Source organism: Streptomyces sp. NPDC085866, assembly GCF_044541035.1.
Classification (GTDB): Bacteria; Actinomycetota; Actinomycetes; order Streptomycetales; family Streptomycetaceae; genus Streptomyces.
Genome location: NZ_JBITSQ010000018.1, coordinates 55,771 through 76,646, shown reverse-complemented (window position 1 = coordinate 76,646; position 20,876 = coordinate 55,771). Strand labels below are relative to the sequence as shown.

At 72.9% G+C, this 20,876-nt stretch carries 17 protein-coding genes and 1 pseudogene; 14 read left to right on the top strand and 4 right to left on the bottom strand.

The genetic code is table 11. The features are described 5' to 3' along the window. Positions 1-16: 16 nt before the first annotated feature. Positions 17-1,636 (bottom strand): ABC-F family ATP-binding cassette domain-containing protein, encoded by a 1,620-nt coding sequence (locus ACIF83_RS36705; RefSeq protein WP_393481752.1) that lies wholly within the window; start codon positions 1,634-1,636, stop codon positions 17-19. 279 nt (positions 1,637-1,915) lie between these two features. Here ACIF83_RS36705 and ACIF83_RS36700 point away from each other — a divergent pair, with 279 nt between their 5' ends. From ACIF83_RS36700 to ACIF83_RS36665, 8 genes and pseudogenes are all read left to right on the top strand, one after another. Beyond that, on the top strand, positions 1,916-2,635 hold the full coding sequence (locus ACIF83_RS36700) for a class I SAM-dependent methyltransferase (protein WP_393481393.1): 720 nt from the start codon (positions 1,916-1,918) through the stop codon (positions 2,633-2,635). A 114-nt stretch (positions 2,636-2,749) separates the two neighbouring features. After that, a complete protein-coding gene (locus ACIF83_RS36695) occupies positions 2,750-3,583 on the top strand; it encodes a M55 family metallopeptidase (RefSeq protein WP_399733697.1) in 834 nt (277 codons plus the stop codon). Continuing rightward, a complete protein-coding gene (locus tag ACIF83_RS36690; protein WP_398140284.1) occupies positions 3,576-4,883 on the top strand; it encodes a M20/M25/M40 family metallo-hydrolase in 1,308 nt (435 codons plus the stop codon). Before ACIF83_RS36695 ends, ACIF83_RS36690 begins: the two co-directional genes overlap by 8 nt. Positions 4,884-4,886: 3 nt before the next feature. Further along, complete coding sequence (locus ACIF83_RS36685) at positions 4,887-6,905, top strand: prolyl oligopeptidase family serine peptidase (protein ID WP_399733693.1); 2,019 nt, start codon at positions 4,887-4,889, stop codon at positions 6,903-6,905. Continuing rightward, complete coding sequence (locus ACIF83_RS36680; RefSeq protein WP_399733691.1) at positions 6,902-7,825, top strand: LD-carboxypeptidase; 924 nt, start codon at positions 6,902-6,904, stop codon at positions 7,823-7,825. Before ACIF83_RS36685 ends, ACIF83_RS36680 begins: the two co-directional genes overlap by 4 nt. A 155-nt stretch (positions 7,826-7,980) precedes the next feature. Continuing rightward, positions 7,981-8,328 (top strand): annotated as a pseudogene (locus ACIF83_RS36675) (CocE/NonD family hydrolase C-terminal non-catalytic domain-containing protein); the annotation flags it as partial. 33 nt (positions 8,329-8,361) lie between these two features. Further along, positions 8,362-8,934 (top strand): GNAT family N-acetyltransferase, encoded by a 573-nt coding sequence (locus ACIF83_RS36670; RefSeq protein WP_399733688.1) that lies wholly within the window; start codon positions 8,362-8,364, stop codon positions 8,932-8,934. 40 nt (positions 8,935-8,974) lie between these two features. Continuing rightward, positions 8,975-11,005: a DUF5107 domain-containing protein gene (locus tag ACIF83_RS36665; protein ID WP_399733685.1), complete on the top strand. Its 2,031-nt coding sequence runs from the start codon at positions 8,975-8,977 to the stop codon at positions 11,003-11,005. A 13-nt stretch (positions 11,006-11,018) separates the two neighbouring features. Here ACIF83_RS36665 and ACIF83_RS36660 read toward each other — a convergent pair whose 3' ends face one another. Beyond that, positions 11,019-11,366, bottom strand: a complete 348-nt coding sequence (locus ACIF83_RS36660; protein WP_393481373.1) for a VOC family protein — start codon at positions 11,364-11,366, stop codon at positions 11,019-11,021. Positions 11,367-11,467: 101 nt separating this feature from the next. Here ACIF83_RS36660 and ACIF83_RS36655 point away from each other — a divergent pair, with 101 nt between their 5' ends. From ACIF83_RS36655 to ACIF83_RS36640, 4 genes are all read left to right on the top strand, one after another. After that, positions 11,468-11,890: a phage holin family protein gene (locus tag ACIF83_RS36655; RefSeq protein ID WP_399733682.1), complete on the top strand. Its 423-nt coding sequence runs from the start codon at positions 11,468-11,470 to the stop codon at positions 11,888-11,890. 116 nt (positions 11,891-12,006) lie between these two features. Next, a complete protein-coding gene (locus tag ACIF83_RS36650; RefSeq protein ID WP_399733679.1) occupies positions 12,007-13,329 on the top strand; it encodes an NAD(P)/FAD-dependent oxidoreductase in 1,323 nt (440 codons plus the stop codon). After that, positions 13,326-15,173: a transketolase gene (locus ACIF83_RS36645; RefSeq protein WP_393481366.1), complete on the top strand. Its 1,848-nt coding sequence runs from the start codon at positions 13,326-13,328 to the stop codon at positions 15,171-15,173. Before ACIF83_RS36650 ends, ACIF83_RS36645 begins: the two co-directional genes overlap by 4 nt. A gap of 53 nt (positions 15,174-15,226) precedes the next feature. Beyond that, positions 15,227-15,892, top strand: a complete 666-nt coding sequence (locus ACIF83_RS36640; protein WP_393481363.1) for a GvpL/GvpF family gas vesicle protein — start codon at positions 15,227-15,229, stop codon at positions 15,890-15,892. Here ACIF83_RS36640 and ACIF83_RS36635 read toward each other — a convergent pair. Further along, positions 15,873-16,715: a class I SAM-dependent methyltransferase gene (locus tag ACIF83_RS36635; protein ID WP_399733674.1), complete on the bottom strand. Its 843-nt coding sequence runs from the start codon at positions 16,713-16,715 to the stop codon at positions 15,873-15,875. The genes ACIF83_RS36640 and ACIF83_RS36635 overlap by 20 nt on opposite strands. 99 nt (positions 16,716-16,814) lie before the next feature. Continuing rightward, positions 16,815-18,308, bottom strand: coding sequence for a bifunctional phosphatase PAP2/diacylglycerol kinase family protein (locus ACIF83_RS36630; protein ID WP_393481357.1), 1,494 nt, complete (start codon positions 18,306-18,308; stop codon positions 16,815-16,817). 71 nt (positions 18,309-18,379) lie between these two features. On the opposite strand from ACIF83_RS36630, the gene ACIF83_RS36625 reads away from it, so the two are divergent. Then, positions 18,380-19,036 carry a histidine phosphatase family protein gene (locus ACIF83_RS36625; protein ID WP_399733669.1) on the top strand — a complete coding sequence of 219 codons (657 nt, stop codon included), beginning with the start codon at positions 18,380-18,382 and terminating at the stop codon, positions 19,034-19,036. A 160-nt stretch (positions 19,037-19,196) separates the two neighbouring features. Continuing rightward, positions 19,197-20,816, top strand: coding sequence for an ABC-F family ATP-binding cassette domain-containing protein (locus ACIF83_RS36620; protein ID WP_399733666.1), 1,620 nt, complete (start codon positions 19,197-19,199; stop codon positions 20,814-20,816). The last annotated feature ends 60 nt before the right edge of the window (positions 20,817-20,876 follow it).

Sequence of the window (20,876 nt, the reverse complement as noted above, 5' to 3'; positions counted from 1 at the left end):
GGGGCCGCCCACTTCGCTATCGGGACCGCGCCACGCGCCGCTCGTCCCACACCGGCTCGGGAGACTCGCGTACGACACCGTCCGCGCCGAACACCAGGAAACGGTCGAGGGATTTCGAGAACCAGCGGTCGTGGGTGACCACCAGCACCGTCCCCTCGTACGCCTCGAGACCCTCCTGCAACGCCTCCGCGGACTCCAGGTCGAGGTTGTCGGTGGGCTCGTCCAGCAGCAGCATCGTCGTGCCCGCCAGTTCGAGCAGCAGGATCTGGAAACGGGCCTGCTGGCCACCGGACAGCCGGTCGAAGGCCTGGTCGCCCTGCCGATCCAGCTCGTAACGACGCAGCAGCGACATCGCTCCGCCCCGGTCCTTGGCGTGCTCGGTCCACAGAATCTCGACCAGGGTGCGACCCATCAGCTCCGGATGTGCGTGCGTCTGCGCGAAATGACCCGGTACGACACGCGCGCCCAGCTTCCACAGGCCGCTGTGCCCGACCTCCTCACCCGCCAGCAGCCGCAAAAAGTGCGACTTCCCCGATCCGTTGGACCCCAGCACCCCAACCCGCTCGCCGTAGAAGATCTCCAGCGAGAAGGGCTGCATCAACCCGGTCAGCTCCAGATTTTCGCAAGTCACGGCCCGTACCCCGGTGCGGCCCCCGCGTAGCCGCATGGTGATCTCTTGCTTGCGCGGCGGCTCCGGAGGGGGTCCGACCTCCTCGAACTTACGCAGTCGTGTCTTCGCCGCCTGATAGCGCGAGGCCATTTCGTCGCTGCGCGCGGCGTACTGCTGCATGTCGACCACCAGCCGCTTCAGCTGTGCGTGCTTCTCGTCCCAACGGCGCCTCAGCTCCTCGAACCGCTCGAACCGCTCCGCGCGTGCCTCGTGATAGGTGGCGAAGCCGCCACCATGCACCCACACCTCCGACCCCACGGGAGTCGGCTCCACACTGACGATCTTCTGCGCGGCGCGCGTCAGCAGTTCCCGGTCGTGGGAGATGAACAGGACCGACTTGCGCGTCTCGTTGAGCCGATCCTCGAGCCATCGCTTGCCGGGTACGTCGAGGTAGTTGTCCGGCTCATCGAGCAACAGCATCTCGTCAGGACCGCGCAGGAGGGCCTCGAGCACAAGCCGCTTCTGCTCACCGCCGGAAAGGGTTCGTACCGCACGCCACTGGGCTTTTTCGTACGGGAGCCCGAGCGCGGCCATGGTGCACATGTCCCAGACGGCCTCGGCTTCGTAGCCCCGGGCCTCCGCCCAGTCGCTCAAAGCCTGCGCGTAGCCCATCTGCGCGGCCTCGTCATCGCGTTCCATGATGGCCTTCTCGGCCTCGTCGACCGCGAGTGCGGCATCGCGTACCCGTGGTTGTGCCACCGAGACCAGCAGATCACGAACAGTTCGCTCATCTCGTACGGAGCCGATGAACTGAGGCATCACGCCGAGCCCACCGCTGGTCGTGATCGACCCGTCATGCGGTTGGAGCTCACCGCAGATCAGCCGGAGCAACGTGGTCTTTCCCGCTCCATTGGGTCCTACGAGAGCGACCACCGCCCCCTCGCCCACACGGAACGAAGCGTCCGCCAGCAGAGCACGTCCATCCGGTAGGTAGTACGTCAGGTGAGCGACTTCAAGATGTCCCATGACCAGCATTCTTTCCGGCTGACAGGTGTGCCTTCAATACCGGTCGATGACGATCTGTCTGCGATCCACCCCCCCAGGGGACTCAGAGGTCAACCACTTCTGGTGTTCCCTTCCGGGATGTGGCCGGGGCGCAATCACCCAGGTTGGTCTCGACGCACGGTGTCCGTGCCGCCCCGCATCCCGGGGTCCGTACTTCCGGTGAAGGTGACCTCCCGCCCCTTGCCCAACCCGCCACCGTCGCGATATCCCGATCACGGAACCGACCGTGGGGAGATCGTCATGAACGTCTCGGACAACTATCGCAACGCGTGGGAGAGTTACTGGCGCGAGACCTCCGACGCGACGGGCGAGGCGATCTGGGACTCCGATCCCTCCCTCACCGCGCAGCCGCACAGCGAGCTGCTCCTGCCGTACGCGGACACCGCGCGCACCATCGTCGACCTGGGCTGTGGCAACGGGACCCAGACCCGCTACCTCGCCACCCGGTTCGCCCGCGCCGTCGGCGTCGACCTCTCGCACGCCGCCGTCGAGCACGCCCGCCACGCCGGGGACGGCGACACCGTCGAGTTCCAGCAGCTCGACCTGACCGACACCGGCGCCGTACGGGCCCTGCACGAGCGGCTCGGCGACAGCCACGTGTACATGCGGGCCGTCATCCACCAGAGCGAGCCGGACGCACGCGCCGCGGTGGCCGCCGCGGTCGCCGAGATCATCGGCACCGAGGGACGTGCCTTCGTCATCGAACTGACCTCCGGCTCGCGGGACGTCCTCAAGCGGGCCGCCACCGGCCCGGACGGCCCGCCGCCCAAGCTGCGCCGCGTCTTCGAGCACGGTCTCAAGCCCGCCGACGCCGAGGACGAGGAGATCCCGCGGCTGCTCGGCGAGGCCGGCCTGGACGTGCTCGCGACCGGCGAGGCGGCCCTGCCGCAGACCGAGTACCTCACCGACGGCACCCGTATCGACCTGCCGGCGCGCTGGTTCGTGCTGGCCGGGAAGTGAGCGGGCCTCGGACCCAGGAGCCTCCTCCGGCGCGGGGTCGGCGGCCGCCGTGGCCGCCGCCCTGCGCGGCCCCGTCGTAGCCTGTCCCCGGTCAGGACGCGTAACGTGCCGGGCATGAAGATCCTGATCAGTGCGGACATGGAGGGTGCCACCGGCGTCACCTGGCCGGCCGACGTGCTCCCGGGCACACCGCAGTGGGAGCGGTGCCGGTCCATGTTCACCTCGGACGTGAACGCAGCCGTGCTGGGCTTCTTCGACGGCGGCGCCGACGAGGTGCTCGTCAACGAGGCCCATTGGAGCATGCGCAACCTGCTGCTGGAGCAGCTCGACGAGAGGGTCGAGATGCTCACGGGGCGGCACAAGGCGCTGTCCATGGTGGAGGGCGTGCAGCACGGTGACGTGGACGGCATCGCGTTCGTCGGCTACCACGCGGGGGCCGGCATGGAGGGCGTCCTCGCCCACACCTACCTCGCGAACCAGATCACCGGGGTGTGGGTGAACGACGTCCGCGCGAGCGAGGGTCTGCTCAACGCGCATGTCGTCGCCGAGTACGGCGTACCGGTCGTGCTCGTGACCGGCGACGACCTGGCCTGCGAGGACGCCCTCGGGTACGCGCCCGAGGCGCTGAAGGTCGCGGTCAAGGACCATGTGTCCCGGTATGCGGCGGTATGTCGTACCCCGTCCCGGACTGCCGCCGACATCCGCGCCGCGGCCAAGGAGGCCGCGCGGCTGGCCGTCCGCCACGAGCCCGTGCAAGGGGGGCCGTTCACCGTCGCCGTCGAGTTCGACGCCGAGCACCTGGCGATGGCGGCGACCGTCGTCCCGGGTGTCGCGCGCATCGGCGAGCGGAAGGTGGCGTACACCAGCGACACCATGTACGAGGGAATCCGGACCTTCAAGGCGGTCACCACGATCGTCTCGGCCGCGGTGGAGGAGCAGTATGGCTGACGAGCAGGCGCTGGACGAGGTCGTGGAGTTCACCTCCGGCCTGATCCGGATCGACACCACCAACCGGGGCGGTGGCGACTGCCGGGAGCGGCCCGCCGCCGAGTACGCGGCCGAGCGGCTGGCCGGAGCCGGCCTGGAACCCCTGCTGCTGGAGCGGACACCGGGGCGGACCAACGTCGTCGCCCGGATCGCGGGCACCGACCCGTCCGCCCACGCCCTGCTCGTCCACGGCCACCTGGACGTGGTTCCGGCCGAGGCCGCCGACTGGAGCGTGCACCCCTTCTCGGGCGAGATCCGCGACGGCGTCGTGTGGGGGCGCGGCGCCGTCGACATGAAGAACATGGACGCGATGATCCTCGCGGTCGTCCGCTCCTGGGCCCGGCAGGGCATCAGGCCCCGCCGCGACATCGTCATCGCGTTCACCGCCGACGAGGAGGACAGCGCCGAGGACGGCTCCGGGTTCCTCGCCGACCGGCATCCGGAGCTGTTCGCGGGCTGCACGGAGGCCATCGGCGAGTCGGGTGCCTTCACCTTCCACGACGGCGCCGGCCGGGAGATCTACCCCATCGCCGCAGGGGAGCGCGGCACCGGCTGGCTGAAGCTCACCGCGCGCGGGCGGGCCGGACACGGCTCCAAGGTGAACAAGGAGAACGCGGTGACCCGGCTCGCCGCCGCCGTCACCCGCATCGGCGAGCACGAGTGGCCGCTGCGGCTCACACCGACGGTACGGGCCGCGCTCACCGAACTCGCCGCCCTGTACGGCTTCCAAGCGGACTTCGGCAACGTGGACGCGCTGCTGGAGAAGCTCGGCCCGGCCGCCAAGCTGGTCGAGGCGACCGTACGCAACAGCGCCAACCCGACCATGCTGGACGCCGGTTACAAGGTGAACGTGATCCCCGGGGAGGCGGTGGCCTTCGTCGACGGGCGTTATCTGCCGGGCGGTGAGGAGGAGTTCATCGCCACCCTCGACCGGCTCACCGGGCCGGACGTGGACTGGGAGTTCCGTCACCGGTCGGTCGCGCTGCAGGCCCCCGTCGACTCGCCCACGTTCGCCGGGATGCGGGCGGCCGTCGAGGAGTTCGCGCCCGAGGGACACGTGGTGCCCTACTGCATGACCGGTGGCACGGACGCCAAGCAGTTCTCGCTGCTCGGCATCGACGCCGCCTACGGATTCGCTCCGCTGAGGCTTCCCGAGGGCTTCGACTACCAGGCGATGTTCCACGGCGTCGACGAGCGCGTCCCCGTGGAGGCGCTGCACTTCGGCGTCCGGGTGCTCGACCGCTTCCTGCGGACGGCCTAGGAGATGGGGGACGAGGTGCACAAGCAGGCGTACGGCTCCTGGCCCTCGCCCATCGACGCGGCGCTGGCCGCCGCGCACGACGGGCACCCGGAGTGGGTGGGCTTCGTCGGGGACGAGGTCTGGTGGACCGAGCCCCGGCCCGCCGAGGGCGGCCGCCGGGCGCTGGTGCGGCGGCTGAATGAAGAGGCGGGGCGCGAAGCGCCTCCTTGGAAGGGCGGTGGCGGGAGACGGGCGGGCGGTACGGAGGAGTCACTGCTGGCCGCGCCGTGGAACGTGCGCAGCCGGGTCATCGAGTACGGCGGCCTGCCCTGGACCGGGGTGATGCGGGACGACGGGCCCCTGGTGGTGTTCACGCACTTCACCGACCAGCGCCTGTACCGGTACGAGCCCGGCGGCGAGCCGCGCCCGCTGACCCCTCTCTCCCCGGTGGGGGGCGGGCTGCGCTGGGCGGAACCGCAGGTGGACCTCGCCCGCGGCGAAGTGTGGTGCGTGCTGGAGGAGTTCACCGGGGACGGTCCGGACGACGTACGGCGCGTCCTGGCCGCCGTACCGCTGGACGGCTCGGCCGCCGACGACCGGGCCGCCGTACGCGAACTCACCGACGGCGGACACCGGTTCGTCACCGGCCCCCGGCTCTCGCCCGACGGGCGTCGGGCCGCGTGGCTGGCCTGGGACCATCCGCGGATGCCGTGGGACGGCACGGAACTGCTCGTCGGCGAGGTCGGCGGCGACGGCACCCTGCATGCCGTTCGTACGGTCGCGGGCGGTGCGCAGGAGGCCGTCGCGCAGGTGGAGTGGGATGCGGCCGGCCGTCTCCTGTACGCGAGCGACCGCGACGGCTGGTGGAACCTGTACCGGGACGGCACCCCGCTGTGCCCGCGCGAGGAGGAGTTCGCCGGGCCACTGTGGAAGCTCGGCCTGCGCTGGTTCGCGCCGCTGGACAACGGGCTGATCGCGGTCGTCCACGGTCGGGGCGCAACCGTGCTCGGGATACTGGATCCCGAGTCCGGCGAGGTGGTCGACGCCGCCGGCCCCTGGACCGAGTTCGCGCCGAGCCTCGCGGCCCACGGCAGCCGGGTCGTTGCGGTCGGCGCCAGCCCGCGCACCGGATACGAAGTGGTCGAGCTGGACATCAGGAGCGGACGCGCCCGTGCGATCGGCGCCCGGCACCGGGATCCGGTCGACCCGGTGTACTACCCCGAGCCGCACATCCGCACCTTCACCGGCCCGGGCGGCCGCGAGGTGCACGCCCACGTCTACCCGCCGCACCACCCGCGCCGCACCGCCCTCGACGGCGAGTTGCCGCCCTATGTCGTCTGGGCACACGGCGGCCCCACCAGCAGGGTGCCGCTCGTGCTGGACCTGGAGATCGCCTACTTCACCTCGCGCGGCATCGGGGTCGTCGAGGTCAACTACGGCGGCTCCACCGGGTACGGCCGTGCCTACCGGGAGCGGCTGCGCGAGCAGTGGGGCGTGGTCGACGTCGAGGACTGCGCGGCCGTCGCCCTGGCCCTCGCCGAGGAGGGCACCGCCGACCGCCACCGGCTCGCGATCCGGGGCGGCAGCGCGGGCGGCTGGACCACCGCCGCCTCCCTGACCACGACCGACGTCTACGCCTGCGGCACCATCGTCTACCCCGTCCTCGACCTGGCCACCTGGGGGCCGGGGGAGACCCATGACTTCGAGTCGCGGTACCTGGAGTCGCTGATCGGCCCGCTCACCGACGTGCCCGCGCGGTACGCCGAGCGTTCGCCCACCACGCACGCCGACCGGCTCACCGTGCCCTTCCTGCTGCTCCAGGGCCTGGACGACGTGATCTGCCCGCCCGCCCAGTGCGAGCGCTTCCTCGCCGGGATCGCGGGCCGGGGCGTGCCGCACGCCTATCTCACCTTCGCGGGGGAGGGGCACGGGTTCCGTCGCGCCGAGACCATGGTGCGGGCGCTGGAGGCAGAGCTGTCCCTGTACGCTCAGGTGTTCGAGTTGGATGTCCCCGGTGTCCCGGAGTTGGAGTTGCGCACGTGAGAGAGCTGGTACGGCCCACCCGGCTGGCGCCCGGGGCACGCGTCGCCGTGGTGGCCCCCAGCGGGCCGGTGCCCGAGGAGCGGCTGCAGGCGGGGCTCGACGTGCTGCGCGGCTGGGACCTCGACCCGGTGGTCGCACCCCATGTGCTGGATCGGCACGGGGAGTTCGCCTACCTGGCGGGCACGGACGCCGACCGTGCGGCCGACTTCCAGAACGCCTGGTGCGACCCAGCGGTGGACGCGGTCCTGTGCGCCCGCGGCGGGTACGGCGTCCAGCGGATGATCGACCTGCTCGACTGGGAGGCGATGCGGGCGGCCGGGCCGAAGGTGTTCGTCGGCTTCAGTGACATCACCGTCCTGCACGAGGCCTTCGCCACCCGCCTGGGGCTGGCCACCCTGCACGGGCCGATGGCGGCCGGCATCGACTTCATCAAGAACGAGCGGGCGCAGGCGCATCTGCGGTCCACGCTCTTCGAGCCGGAGGCCGTGCGCACCCTCGCCTCCGGCGGCCCGGCCCTCGTCTCCGGACGGGCCCGCGGGGTCACCCTCGGCGGCTGCCTGAGCCTGCTCGCCGCGGACCTCGCCACCCCGCATGCCCGTCCCTCGGCGAGCGGCGGGCTGCTGTGCCTGGAGGACGTGGGCGAGGAGCCGTACCGCCTGGATCGCTACCTGACCCAACTCCTGCGTGCCGGCTGGCTGGACGGGGTGCGCGGGGTGCTGCTCGGCTCCTGGGTGCGGTGCGGTCCCTACGAGCGGGTGCGGCCCCTGCTCGCCGACCGCCTCGGTCCGCTCGGCGTGCCCGTCGTCGAGGAGTTCGGATTCGGGCACTGCGAGGGCGCGCTGACCGTCCCCTTCGGTGTCGCTGCCGAACTCGACGCGGACGCGGGCACGTTGGCGCTGGACCAGCCCGCCCTGCGCTGAGATTCCCTACTGAATCTCCGTCAAGAAACCACACGCAGGCAGATTGACCCTGGTCCGGCACGTGTCACAGCATGAGGACCGGCCGGTACCTACCGGCTGGTATCCGCGGTGCCTCAGTGTGGAGGTTTTCGTGCCCCGACGCGTGCCCGGATCCCGGCTGGACCGGCGAGCCGCCGACCCGCCCACCGACGGCCGAGCGGACGCAGAACTCGGGCAACGCCGCCGACGGGCTCGTCCTGTTCGCCAAGCTGTACGACGTCGCGCCCGACGGCACGCAGACACTGGTGCACCGGCTGGTCGCGCCGGTCCGCGTGCCCGACGTGACCAGGCGCTTCACCGTGACCCTGCCGGGGCATCGTGCACCGGTACACGAAGGGGCACCGGCTGCGGTTCGTGATCGCGACGAGCGACGACGCGTACTGCGGGAACCGGGGGATCAGGCCGGTCACCGTGGTCAGCGCGCCCGGGGACGCCGGGTGCTGGAGCTTCCGGTGCTCGGCTGAGTCACCGCGACCGGTGAGACGTAGGCTGGCGGGATGCCGCACACCGCATTCCGCTACCTCGCCGAAGGCCCCCGCGTGGGCATCCGCCCCTTCACGCTCGACGACGGTCCCGAGTTCACCGCCCGGGCCAGGGAGAGCAAGGACCTGCACCGGCCGTGGCTGTTCCCGCCGGACACCGACGAGGGCTACGCCGCCTACGCCGGGCCGCTCATCAAGGATCCGACCAAGGCCGGCTTCCTCGTGTGCGAGAAGGACACCGGGGACATCGCCGGGTTCATCAACATCAACAACATCGTCCGCGGCGGCTTCCAGTGCGGCGCCCTCGGCTACGGCGCCTTCGCCCACGCGGCCGGCCGGGGGCTGATGCGCGAGGGCCTCGACCTGGTGATCGGGTACGCGTTCGGGCCACTGGGGCTGCACCGGTTGGAGATCAACGCGCAGCCCGACAACGCCCCCTCCGTCGCGATGGCGCGGGGCGCCGGCTTCCGCCTGGAAGGCTTCTCACCCGACATGATCTTCATCGACGGGGCCTGGCGGGACCATGAACGCTGGGCACTCACCGCCGAGATGCGCGACCCCGCCGCGGGCGCCTTTGCGCAATCCTGACCGGCAGCGCCCCTGGCCGACTCCCCGCACCCCGGGTTCCATGGTCCACGTGACGAGGATCCGACGTGAGGTACTGACCCTGCCGGCCGCGCAGTTGGGACCCGACAACCCCCTGCCCCCTCTCCTCCCTCCCTCACTCTCGGCTTCGCTCGAGCGGGGGGACCACCATGACGAGGTCCACCGAGTCGACGCCGGCGATCGGGACGACATGCCGAGGGACATGGCCCGGCAGCTCGGCCACGAGCCGTTGCGCAGCCTGCTTCCGGTGCGCGTCCGTGACGGGTACGGCCGAACCCGCGAGCCCCGCGCCCTCGACGCCCTGGTGATCGAGAACGACCGGCTGCGCGCCACCGTCCTGCCCGGCCTCGGCGGCCGGATCGCCTCCCTGGTCCACCTGCCCACCGGACGCGAACTCCTCTACCGCAACCCAGTGTTTCAGCCCGCCTGCTTCGCCCTCAACGGCGCCTGGTTCTCCGGTGGCATCGAGTGGAACATCGGTGCCACCGGCCACACCACGCTCTCCTGCGCCCCCCTGCACGCCGCCCGTGTCCCCGCCCCCGACGGCGGCGAGATGCTGCGCCTGTGGGAGTGGGAGCGGCTGCGCGACCTGCCCTTCCAGGTCGACCTGTGGCTCCCGGAGGGCTCCGACTTCCTGCACGTCGGCGTCCGGATCCGCAATCCGCACGAGCGCCCGGTGCCCACGTACTGGTGGTCCAACATCGCCGTGCCCGAGGAGCGCCGGATCCTCGCCCCGGCCGAGGAGGCCTGGCTCCCCCACTGCCTTGAGGGCGTGGGAGGTACCCCCATAGGCTACGAGCGCCGCCTGCGCCGGGTGCCCGTCCCCTCGCACGACGGCATCGACCGCTCCCACCCCCTCAACAGCCCTTACGCCGCCGACTACTTCTACGAGGTGCCCGACGAGCGGCGCCGCTGGATCGCCGCGCTGGACGCGGACGGGCACGGGCTGGTGCAGACCTCCACCGACGTGCTGCGCGGCCGCAAGCTGTTCGTGTGGGGCAGCGGACCCGGCGGCCGGCGCTGGCAGCAGTGGCTGACCGAGCCCGGCGCCGGCGGCTACTGCGAGATCCAGGCGGGACTTGCCCGCACCCAGCTGGAGCACGTCCGGCTGGACCCGGAGAGCGAGGTGTCCTGGCTGGAGGCGTACGGCCCGCTGGACACACCCGCCGAGGGCGAGTGGCCGTCGGTCGTCCAGGGCGCCGAGGAGCGGCTCGCCGCGGTGCTGCCGCGCGCCAGCGTCGAGGAGGCGCACGCGGCCTGGAAGCCGTACGCCGACACCGAACCCGGCGAGATCCTGGCCACCGGCTCCGGCTGGGGCGCGCTCGAAGTCCTGCGCGCCGACTGGAAACTGCCCGGCACACCCTTCGCCGAGTCCACCCTCGGCGAGGCGCAGGCGCCCTGGCGGGAGCTGCTGCGCACCGGGTCGCTGCCCGAGCCGCGCCGGGTCCGCCCGCCCGGTGAGACGCTCGTCGCCCCGCACTGGCGGGACATGCTGGAGACCGCGCCCGCCACCCCGCACACCGAGTACCACCTCGGCGTCGCCCAGTGGCACGCCGGCGACCGCGCCCAGGCGGTCCGCAGCTGGGAACGTGCCCTCCCGCTCGCCCCGTCCCTGTGGCCCCTGCTGCGCTGCCTCGCCGTGGCCGATCAGGAGTCCGGCCACCACGAGCGGGCCGCCGAACGGTACGCGGAGGCCTTCGACGACCTGTGCCGCGAGCGGCGCGACGAAGGTGAGGCCTGGACGGCCGCCGTGGCCGCGCTCGGCCGGGAGGCCCTGGAGGCGCTGCTCAGGGCCCGGCGCACGGCGGATGCCCGCGCGGTCTGGGAGCGGCTGCTTCCCGCCGTCCGGGGGCGCGGCCGGTTCCGGCTGCTGGAGGCCGAGCTGCTGCTCGCCGAGGGGCGGCGCGCCGACGCCCGGGCCGTCTTCGACGCGGGCTTCGAGGTCGCCGACCTGCGGGAGGGCGCGGAGGCGATCGGCCGGCTGTGGGCCCGGCTCACCGACGAGCCCCTGCCCGCCCGCTTCGACTTCCGGATGCGCCCGGACACGCCCTGAGCGGCCGTGCGGCTCAGCCGCCGTGATCGACGTACTCGAAGACCGAGCCGTCCGGGTGCACCGCGAGCAGATTCCGGCCCACCGGAGTCGGCACCGGCCCCGCGACGATCTGGGCGCCCAGCTCCGTGAGCAGCCGGTGGGCCTCGTCCACGTCCTTCACGGCGATCGTGGCCGCCACCTTGCGCAGCAGGTCCAGCTCGGCCTCGGGACCGCTCATCAGCAGGAAGGAGCCGATCGCGGCGACCTGCACGCCCCCGCGTTCGAACCGGAGCGCTCTGCCGCCCGCGAGACGCTCGTAGAAGGGGATCGCGGCTTCGAGGTCGTCGACGCAGATGCGCAGCGAGGCGCCCAGAATCTCCATGCGGAAGAGCCTAGTTGGGGCGGGCGGGCGCGCACAGGCCTGGGCCGTGGCCGACGCTGTTACGCATCGTGCGCGGTGGGTACTCGCAGTTCATGGAGCACATGGATCACCTGGATCACCTGGAACATCTGGACAAGCACCTCGTCGAAGAGCTGGCTCAGGTGGCACGCGAGACGGTGCGCGACGAGCTGCGCGAGCAGACCCGCAGGCAGCGCCGCACCGCCCTGCTCTACGCCGCCTCGGGCGCCGCCGCCCTGTACGCGGGCGGCGCACTCGCGCTCGCCCTGGGCCTCGGCCTCGCCACCGGCCTGCCCGGCTGGGCCGCCGCGCTGATCACCGCGGCGCTCCTCGGCGTCATCGCCTACCTGCTGCGCGGCGCCGCCCACCCGAAGCATCCGCATGCGGCCGCCGTGGGTGAGGCCGCCGCCCTGCCCGGCACACCCGGCACGCCCTACCCGCCGATGCCGTCCGAAGCCCCGGTCCGACCGGACCTGGACCCCGGAGGCCCGCACCACCGGGCCTGACCCCGCAGGGCGCGACGGGGCCCGCACCGGCGTCCGGGTGAGGTGAGCGGCGTTTGGGTGGCGCGGCCCCGGTTACGCGGAAAGCCTCGGAGGAGCCACACCGCCGGAGGCACACCGTGAGTCGACCACGCGTCGTGATCGTCGGCGCCGGTTTCGCCGGGTACCGGGCCGCTCGCACCCTCGCCCGTGTGACCCGGGGCCGTGCCCTGATCACGCTGCTCAACCCGACCGACTACTTCCTGTATCTGCCCCTGCTGCCCCAGGTGGCCGCCGGGCTCCTGGAGCCCCGCAGGGTCACCGTGTCGCTCCCCGGCACCCTGCGCGGGGTGCGGCTGCTGCTCGGCGAGGCGCACGGTGTCGACCTCGACCGCTGCACCGTCCACTACACGGATCCCGAGGGCGGCAGCGGGACGGTCGGCTACGAGCGGCTGGTGCTTGCCGTCGGCAGCGTCAACAAGCTGTTGCCGATCCCGGGTGTCGCCCGGCACGCACACGGGTTCCGCGGGCTGCCCGAGGCCCTGTACCTGCGCGACCACGTGACCCGGCAGGTGGAGCTGGCCGCCACGGCCGACGACCCCGCCGTCCGCGCCGCGAGATGCACGTTCGTGGTGGTCGGCGCGGGCTACACCGGCACCGAGGTGGCCGCACAGATGCAGCTGCTCACCGGCAGCCTCGCGCGCCGGCACCAGGCGGGCGCCGGGCGGCCCCGCTGGATCCTGCTGGACACCGCACCCCGGGTGCTGCCGGAGCTGGACGAGCGGCTCTCCCGCACGGCCGACCGGGTGCTGCGGGCGCGCGGCATAGACGTACGGACGGGGACCTCCGTCAAGGAGGCCACCCGGGACGGGGTGCTGCTCACCGACGGGGAGTTCGTCGAGTCACGGACCCTGGTGTGGTGCGTCGGGGTCCGGCCGGATCCGCTGGTCGAGGCCGTCGGACAGCCGCTGGAGCGGGGCCGGCTGATCGTCGATCCGTACCTCCAGGTGCCGGGGAACGCGGACGTGTTCGCCTGCGGGGACGCGGCGGCCGTGCCGGATCTGCAGCACCCGGGAGAGTTCACGCCCATGACGGGCCAGCACGCCTGGCGACAGGGCCGGGTGGCCGGCGAGAACGTGGCCGCCTCGCTGGGTCTCGGCCGGCGCCGGCGCGCCTACCGCCACCGGGACCTGGGCTTCGCCGTCGACCTCGGGGGCGTCCGGGCCGCCGCCAACCCGCTCGGCATCCCGCTGTCCGGCCTGCCGGCCGGCGCGGTCACCCGCGGCTACCACCTGGCCGCGCTGCCCGGCAACCGCGTCCGTGTCGCCGCCGACTGGCTCCTGGACGCCCTACTCCCGCGCCAAGCGGTCCAGTTGGGCCTCGTCCGGTCCGGGGCGGTGCCCCTGGACGCGGAGGCCGCGCAGCAGCCCGCTCCCCAGCAACCCCCCGAAGGAGACTCATGAACACCGCCGAACTCGCCGAACTCGGCCAGCAGTTGCGCGTCGACAGTGTGCGGGCCGCCGCCGCGGCGGGCTCCGGGCATCCGACCTCCTCGATGTCCGCCGCCGATCTGATGGCCGTCCTGCTCGCCCACCATCTGCGCTACGACTTCGAACGCCCCGAGCACCCCGCCAACGACCGCTTCGTGCTCTCCAAGGGACACGCCTCGCCGCTGCTGTACGCCGCCTACAAGGCGGCCGGTGTGATCGAGGACGGCGAGCTGCTCACCTTCCGCAGGATCGGCAGCCGCCTCGAAGGTCACCCGACCCCGCGCCGGCTGCCGTGGGTGGAGACGGCCACCGGCTCGCTGGGCCAGGGTCTGCCGGTCGGTGTCGGCATCGCGCTGGCCGGAAAGCGTCTGGACCGCGTCGGCTACCGGGTGTGGGTGCTGTGCGGGGACAGCGAGCTGGCCGAGGGCTCGGTGTGGGAGGCCGCCGAACACGCAGCGTACGAGCACCTGGACAACCTGACCGCGATCGTGGACGTCAACCGGCTCGGCCAGCGCGGCCCGACCCGGCACGGCCACGACCTGGACGCCTACGCCCGCCGCTTCGCTGCCTTCGGCTGGCACACCATCGAGGTCGACGGACATGACGTCGACGCGATCGACCGGGCCTACGGCGAGGCGGTGGCGCGGACCGGGCAGCCCACGGTGATCCTCGCCCGCACCCTCAAGGGCAGGGGCGTCGCCTCGGTCGAGGACCGCGAGGGCCTGCACGGCAAGCCGCTGCCCGAACCCGAGGAGGCCGTCGCCGAACTGGGCGGACCGCGCGATCTGCGCGTCCGCGTCGGCGAGCCGCCCGCCGCCGCGATGCTCCGCTCGCTCACCACCGAGGTCGTCCGACTGCCGCAGTACGACAAGGGGGACGAGGTCGCCACCCGGGACGCCTTCGGCAAGGCCCTCGCGGCGCTCGGCACCGCCCGTGGCGACGTCGTCGCCCTGGACGGCGAGGTCGGCGACTCCACCCGTACCGAGGTGTTCGCCAAGGAGCACCCCGACCGCTTCTTCGAGTGCTACATCGCCGAACAGCAGCTCGTCGCCTCGGCCGTCGGCATCGCGGCCCGCGGCTGGGTGCCGTACGCCGCCACCTTCGCGGCGTTCCTCACCCGCGCCCACGACTTCCTGCGGATGGCCTCGATCAGCGGCTCCGGCATCAACCTGGTCGGCTCGCACGCGGGAGTCGCGATCGGGCAGGACGGGCCCTCGCAGATGGGTCTGGAGGACCTCGCGATGTTCCGGGCCCTGTACGGCTCGACCGTGCTGTACCCGTGCGACGCCAACCAGACCGCCAGGCTGGTCGCGGAGATGGCCGGACTCGACGGCATCCGCTACCTGCGCACCTCGCGCGGCGCGACCCCGGTGATCTACGGTCCCGAGGAGGAGTTCCCGGTCGGTGGCAGCAAGGTGCTGCGCTCCGGTGACCGGGACCGGCTGACGCTCGTCGCGGCCGGCGTCACCGTGCACGAGGCGCTCGCCGCCGCCGACCGGCTCGCGGAGGAGGACATCGAGGTGCGGGTGGTCGACCTGTACTCGGTCAAGCCCGTCGACGTGGAGACCCTGCGCCGGGCCGCCGAGGAGACCGGCTGTCTGGTGACCGTCGAGGACCACCACGAGCAGGGCGGCCTCGGCGACGCCGTCGCGGAGGCGTTCGCCGACGCCCGGCCCGTGCCCCGCCTGGTCCGGCTCGCGGTGCGCACCATGCCCGGCTCGGCGGCGCCCGACGAGCAGCTGCACGCGGCCGGCATCGACGCCGTGGGCATCGCGGCGGCGGCGAAACTGCTGGTCGAGGAGGCGGTCGTGCGCTGAGCGAGGCACGCCCATCCGCCCATGAAGTGGCCGAGCCCGCCTGAGGAGGCCCCATGACCGGACTGCGCTACGTCTACGCCGTCTGCCGCCCGCTAGGAGCGCCCTTGCAGGCCCAGCTGACCGGCATCGGAGGCGCCCCGCCGGCGCTGCTGCACCACCACGGGCTGGTCGTGGTCGTCAGCACGGTCCCCGAGGGAGACTTCTGTGAGGAGGCGTTGCGCGCCCGTCGGGACGACCACGACTGGCTGGCCGAGACCACCCGCGCCCACCGAGGCGTGATCGACGCGCTCACCACCGTCACCACCCCGCTGCCGCTCAGACCCGGCACCGTCTTCCGGGACGACAGCGGGGTGCGGACGATGGTCGAGGCCCGCGAGGACGACTTCCGGCGCGTCCTCGACCGGCTGGAGGGCCGGGTGGAGTGGCGCGTCAGGGCCTACACGGAAAGCGACGACAGGGACGACAGGGGCGACAGCGAGCCCGCCGTGCCCGCCCGAGCCCTGCACGAGCGGCTCTCCCGGCACGCCGAGGACTCCCGGCTGCACCCCGCGCCCGCCGGAACACTCGACGCGGCCTATCTGGTGCGCCGGGGAGACTCCGAGGAGTTCGTGGAGCTGGTGGACCGCGCGAAGGCCGAGGTGCCCGGAGTGCGGGTGCACCTCACCGGGCCTTGGGCCGCCTACTCGTTCTCCGGGGAGTTCAGCGGGGACGAGCCATGACCGCCGCTTCCTTGCGGCACAGGATCTCCCCGTGCAGGACGGTGAACCAGCCGTCGTCCCGCCGGCCCCACTCCCGCCACGCCTCCGACACCGCCCGCAGCTGCTCCGCCGTGGCGTGCCTGCCCTGCGTGGCGCGTCCGGCGTAGGCCGAGGCGAGGGTGCGGTCCGCCCACAGCGCGCTCCACCAGGCCCGCTCCTCGGGCGTGGCGAACGTCCAGGTGCCGGAGGTGGCCGTGATGTCGGTGAGGCCCGCGGCCAGCGCCCAGGCCTTCAGCCGGCGCCCGGCGTCGGGCTCGCCGCCGTTGGCCCGGGCGACCCGCTCGTACAGGTCCAGCCAGTCGTCCAGACCCGGCACCGCCGGATACCAGGTCATCGCCGCGTAGTCCGCGTCACGTACGGCGATGAACCCGCCCGGCTTCGTCACCCGGTGCATCTCGCGCAGTGCCTGCACCGGGTCGCCCACGTGCTGGAGCACCTGATGGGCGTGGACCACGCAGAAGGTGTCGTCGGGGTAGTCCAGAGCGTGCACGTCGGCCACCGCGAAGTCCACGTTGGCCAGGCCGCGTCCGGCCGCGGTCTCCCGGGCCTGCTCCAGGATCCCGGGTGCGTGGTCGACACCGGTGACACGGCCGTCGGGGACCAGTTCCGCCAGGTCGGCGGTGATGGTGCCCGGGCCGCAGCCGATGTCCAGGATCTTCATGTGGGGCTTCAGCGAACCGAGCAGATAGGCCGCGGAGTTGGCGGCGGTACGCCAGGTGTGGGACCGCAGCACCGACTCGTGGTGCCCGTGCGTGTAGACGGCGGTCTCCTGCGATTTCGGCATGGTTGAACTCCCCTGTCCGAGCTTCGGTCGCTACACCTCACCGTAGGTCTCCATGTCGAATGGTGAGAACTGCGTTTTGCCATGTGGACTGATGGGGCGTCAGTGTCCGTGCAGGGGGCGGTACACGGTGAGCGCCTCGGGGAGCTTCTCCAGCGCCACTTCGCCCGAGACCTCGGTGACTTCGCCGTCGTGGGCCAGGAGCGTGCCGGGCGCGAGACCCGCGATGTGCAGGCGGCTCACCCGGACCGCCGCATGTGCGGGGGAGCGGGTCAGCGGGCCGGCCAGTGCCGCCGCCAGCAGGCGCAGTGCGGGGCGGCGGCCGCCGTGCACCACCCGCACGTCGAGCAGCCCGTCGGCCAGGTCGACGCGGCGGCCGGGGGCGAGGCCCATCCGGTGGTAGGTGCCGTTCCCGGCGAACAGCAGCCACAACGGTCGTACCTGGCCACGGAATTCGGCCTCCATCGGATGCCCGTGCGCGCGCAGCACGCGCAGTGCCGCGAGCACCCCGGCCGGCCAGCCGCCGATCCGGCGCGACCAGTGCTCCCGCTCCCGCACCAGCTCCGGATACACGCCCAGGCTGCACGTGTTGAGGAAGATGCCCCGCCGGTCGCCGCAGGCGAACCGGCCGACGTCCACGCGCACCGCCTCGCCCCGCCGGACCGCCCGCGCGAGGTCGCGGACGTCCTCCACGCCGAGGTCGTAGGCGAAGTGGTTCAGGGTGCCGCCGGGCAGCACCGCGAGCGGCAGGCCGTGGCGCAGGGCGACCTCGGCGGCGGCGTTCGCCGTCCCGTCCCCGCCGCACACGCCGAGCACCCGCGCACGCGCCGCCGCCTTCTCCAACTCGACCGACACGTCGGCCGGTTCGCACTCGACGACCTCGGTGAGCGGCAGGCCCAGGCGCAGGGCGCGCACGCGGTCCGCGGTGCCCGAGCCGGAGTTGGCCACGACGACCAGCCCCGCCCCGTCGGGCAGAGCCGGGACCTCGGCGCGGGGCCGGGCCGGCGGCACGACCTGGGCGCGGGTCGGCACCATGCCCCGTACGGCGAACGCGGCACCCGCGCCCAGCACGGCGCCCGCGAGCACGTCGCTCGGGAAGTGGACGCCGGTGTAGACGCGGGAGAGCGCGACGGACCAGGCGACGGGAGCCACTACCGCGCCCCACGCGGGTGACTCCAGGGCGACGCCGGTCGCGAACGCGGCCGCCGACGCGGAGTGACCGGACGGGAACGACGTGGTGATCGGCTGCCGCTTCAGGTGCCGGACCGGCGGGACCGGATCCAGGGCGGGCCGGGGGCGGCGCACCGAGCGCTTGCCGAGCGTGTTGATGGCCAGCGAGGCCAGGCTCAGCGACGCCAGCCCGCGGGCGGCCGCCCGGCGGGCCCGCGGCGTACGGCTCGCCGCCATCGCGGCCGCGGTCGCGAACCACAGGACACCCTGGTTCGCGCTCCGGCTCAGCCGCGGCAGCACGGGCTCGGCGAACGGCCAGTGCCGCGCCGCCGCGAACGCGAACAGCCGGCTGTCGAGAGCGAGCAGCCGGTGGCGCAGGGGATGGGGGCCGGGCTTGGCGACAGTGAGATCGACGTCTGGGCTCATAGGCTGCCGGGTACCCTGAACCGGACGTTTCCTGTCCGGCGGGCGATGATCGACACCCGGAGGGCCCTGCCATGCGTCTGTTGCTCATCCGCCACGGCCAGACCCCGTCCAACCTGGACCATCTGCTGGACACCGCCGTACCCGGCCCTGGCCTGACCCCGCTCGGCGAGGCGCAGGCCGCCGCCCTGCCCGCCGCGCTCGCGGACGAGGACATCGACGCCCTCTACGCCTCCACCCTGACCCGCACCCAGCTCACGGCCGCCCCGCTGGCCGCGGCCCGCGCCCTTGGGGTGATCGTCCGCGACGGCATCCGTGAGATCACCGCCGGCGACCTGGAGATGGTGCCCGGCGACTCCCCGGAGGGCGAGCGCTACATGCGCACGGTGTTCGCGTGGGCGGCCGGAGACACCACGCTCAGGATCCCCGGTGGGGAGAACGGGGAGGAGGTCCTGGCCCGGTACGACGCCGTGATCGCCGAGGCCGCAGCGAGCGGCGCCGGGAGCGTCGCGATGATCAGCCACGGTGCCGCCATCCGCATGTGGACCGCCGCCCGCGCCGACAACGTCGACGTGGCCTTCGCCGCCGCCCGCCCGCTGGAGAACACCGGCGTGGTGATCCTGGAGGGCTCCCCGTCCGACGGCTTCAAGGCGCTGTCCTGGGCCGGCGCGACGGTCGAACCGGTCGGCGAGGGCGGGCCCGCCGGGGCGCCGGTGGGCGCGGCGGGCTGAGGGGCGGGCGTCGGCGGGCTGAGGGGCGGGCGTCGTCGGAGCGGGTCGGGCTGAGGGGGCAGGCGCCGTCGAGTGCGCCGGGACGATGAGGCAGGCGCCGTCGGAGTGCGCGGGATATGCGTTTGCCCCAGGTCGGCGGCGCCCCACAGAATGCCTCCTCATGGGACATCTGGAAGCCGCACACCTCGAGTACCACCTCCCCGACGGGAGGACGCTGCTCGGCGATGTCTCGTTCCGGGTCGGCGAAGGCGCCGCCGTAGCTCTGGTCGGCCCGAACGGCGCGGGGAAGACCACCCTCCTGCGGCTGATCTCCGGCGAACTGAAACCGCACGGCGGCACGGTCACCGTCAGCGGCGGCCTCGGCGTGATGCGCCAGTTCGTGGGCTCCGTCCGGGACGAGACGACCGTCCGCGACCTGCTCGTCTCCGTCGCCACGCCCCGCATCCGTGAGGCGGCCGAGGCCGTGGACCGGGCCGAGCACGCCATGATGACCGTCGACGACGAGGCCGCCCAGCTGCAGTACGCGCAGGCCCTCGCCGACTGGGCCGAGGCGCGCGGCTACGAGGCCGAGACCCTCTGGGACATGTGCACCACCGCCGCCCTCGGCATGCCGTACGAGCGGGCCCAGTGGCGGCAGGTGCGCACCCTCTCCGGCGGTGAGCAGAAGCGTCTCGTCCTGGAGGCACTGCTGCGCGGCACCGACGAGGTCCTGCTGCTGGACGAGCCCGACAATTACCTGGACGTGCCCGGCAAGCGCTGGCTGGAACAGCAGCTGAAGGAGACCCGCAAGACGGTCCTGTTCGTCTCCCACGACCGCGAACTCCTCGCCCGCGCCGCCGAGAAGATCGTCTCCGTGGAGCCCGGTCCGGCCGGTGCCGACGCCTGGGTGCACGGCGGCGGCTTCGCCACCTACCACGAGGCCCGCCGCGAACGCTTCGCCCGCTTCGAGGAGTTGCGCCGCCGCTGGGACGAGAAGCACGCCCAGCTGAAGAAGCTGGTGCTGAACCTCCGCCAGGCCGCCGCCGTGAGCCACGAGATGGCCTCCCGGTACCAGGCCGCGCAGACCCGCCTGCGCAAGTTCGAGGAGGTCGGCCCGCCGCCCGAGCCGCCGCGCGAGCAGGACATCACCATGCGCCTGAAGGGCGGCCGTACCGGCGTGCGGGCCGTCACCTGCGAGCGGCTGGAACTGACCGGCCTGATGAACCCCTTCGACCTGGAGGTCTTCTACGGCGAGCGGGTCGCCGTGCTCGGCTCCAACGGCTCGGGCAAGTCGCACTTCCTCAGGCTGCTCGCCGGTGACGAGGTCGCGCACTCGGGGAAGTGGAAGCTCGGCGCGCGGGTCGTCCCCGGCCACTTCGCCCAGACCCATGCCCATCCCGAGCTCGAGGGCCGCACCCTGCTCGACATCCTGTGGAAGGAACACGCGCAGGACCGGGGTGCAGCCATGTCCCGGTTGCGCCGCTACGAGCTGACCGGCCAGGCCGAACAGCCCTTCGACCGGCTCTCGGGCGGCCAGCAGGCCCGCTTCCAGATCCTCCTGCTGGAACTCCAGGGAGTCACCGCGCTGCTGCTGGACGAGCCGACCGACAACCTCGACCTGGAGTCGGCCGAGGCTCTCCAGGAGGGCCTGGAGGCCTTCGAGGGCACGGTCCTCGCGGTCACGCACGACCGCTGGTTCGCCCGCTCGTTCGACCGCTTCCTGGTCTTCGGCAGCGACGGCCGCGTCCGCGAGACCCCGGAGCCGGTCTGGGACGAACGCCGGGTGGAACGGGCCCGGTAGCCCGGCGGCTCCGCCGGAGGGCCCGGGGAGCCGGATGTTCGTACAGTGGACTCAGGAATG

Coding starts and splice junctions, on each gene's coding strand:
- ACIF83_RS36630 (WP_393481357.1), bottom strand. CDS start 18,308: ATGAGCCCAGACGTCGATCTCACTGTCGCCAAGCCCGGCCCCCATCCC.
- ACIF83_RS36695 (WP_399733697.1), top strand. CDS start 2,750: ATGAAGATCCTGATCAGTGCGGACATGGAGGGTGCCACCGGCGTCACC.
- ACIF83_RS36665 (WP_399733685.1), top strand. CDS start 8,975: ATGGTCCACGTGACGAGGATCCGACGTGAGGTACTGACCCTGCCGGCC.
- ACIF83_RS36660 (WP_393481373.1), bottom strand. CDS start 11,366: ATGGAGATTCTGGGCGCCTCGCTGCGCATCTGCGTCGACGACCTCGAA.
- ACIF83_RS36640 (WP_393481363.1), top strand. CDS start 15,227: ATGACCGGACTGCGCTACGTCTACGCCGTCTGCCGCCCGCTAGGAGCG.
- ACIF83_RS36705 (WP_393481752.1), bottom strand. CDS start 1,636: ATGGGACATCTTGAAGTCGCTCACCTGACGTACTACCTACCGGATGGA.
- ACIF83_RS36670 (WP_399733688.1), top strand. CDS start 8,362: ATGCCGCACACCGCATTCCGCTACCTCGCCGAAGGCCCCCGCGTGGGC.
- ACIF83_RS36655 (WP_399733682.1), top strand. CDS start 11,468: ATGGATCACCTGGATCACCTGGAACATCTGGACAAGCACCTCGTCGAA.
- ACIF83_RS36700 (WP_393481393.1), top strand. CDS start 1,916: ATGAACGTCTCGGACAACTATCGCAACGCGTGGGAGAGTTACTGGCGC.
- ACIF83_RS36620 (WP_399733666.1), top strand. CDS start 19,197: ATGGGACATCTGGAAGCCGCACACCTCGAGTACCACCTCCCCGACGGG.
- ACIF83_RS36635 (WP_399733674.1), bottom strand. CDS start 16,715: ATGCCGAAATCGCAGGAGACCGCCGTCTACACGCACGGGCACCACGAG.
- ACIF83_RS36685 (WP_399733693.1), top strand. CDS start 4,887: ATGGGGGACGAGGTGCACAAGCAGGCGTACGGCTCCTGGCCCTCGCCC.
- ACIF83_RS36690 (WP_398140284.1), top strand. CDS start 3,576: ATGGCTGACGAGCAGGCGCTGGACGAGGTCGTGGAGTTCACCTCCGGC.
- ACIF83_RS36625 (WP_399733669.1), top strand. CDS start 18,380: ATGCGTCTGTTGCTCATCCGCCACGGCCAGACCCCGTCCAACCTGGAC.
- ACIF83_RS36645 (WP_393481366.1), top strand. CDS start 13,326: ATGAACACCGCCGAACTCGCCGAACTCGGCCAGCAGTTGCGCGTCGAC.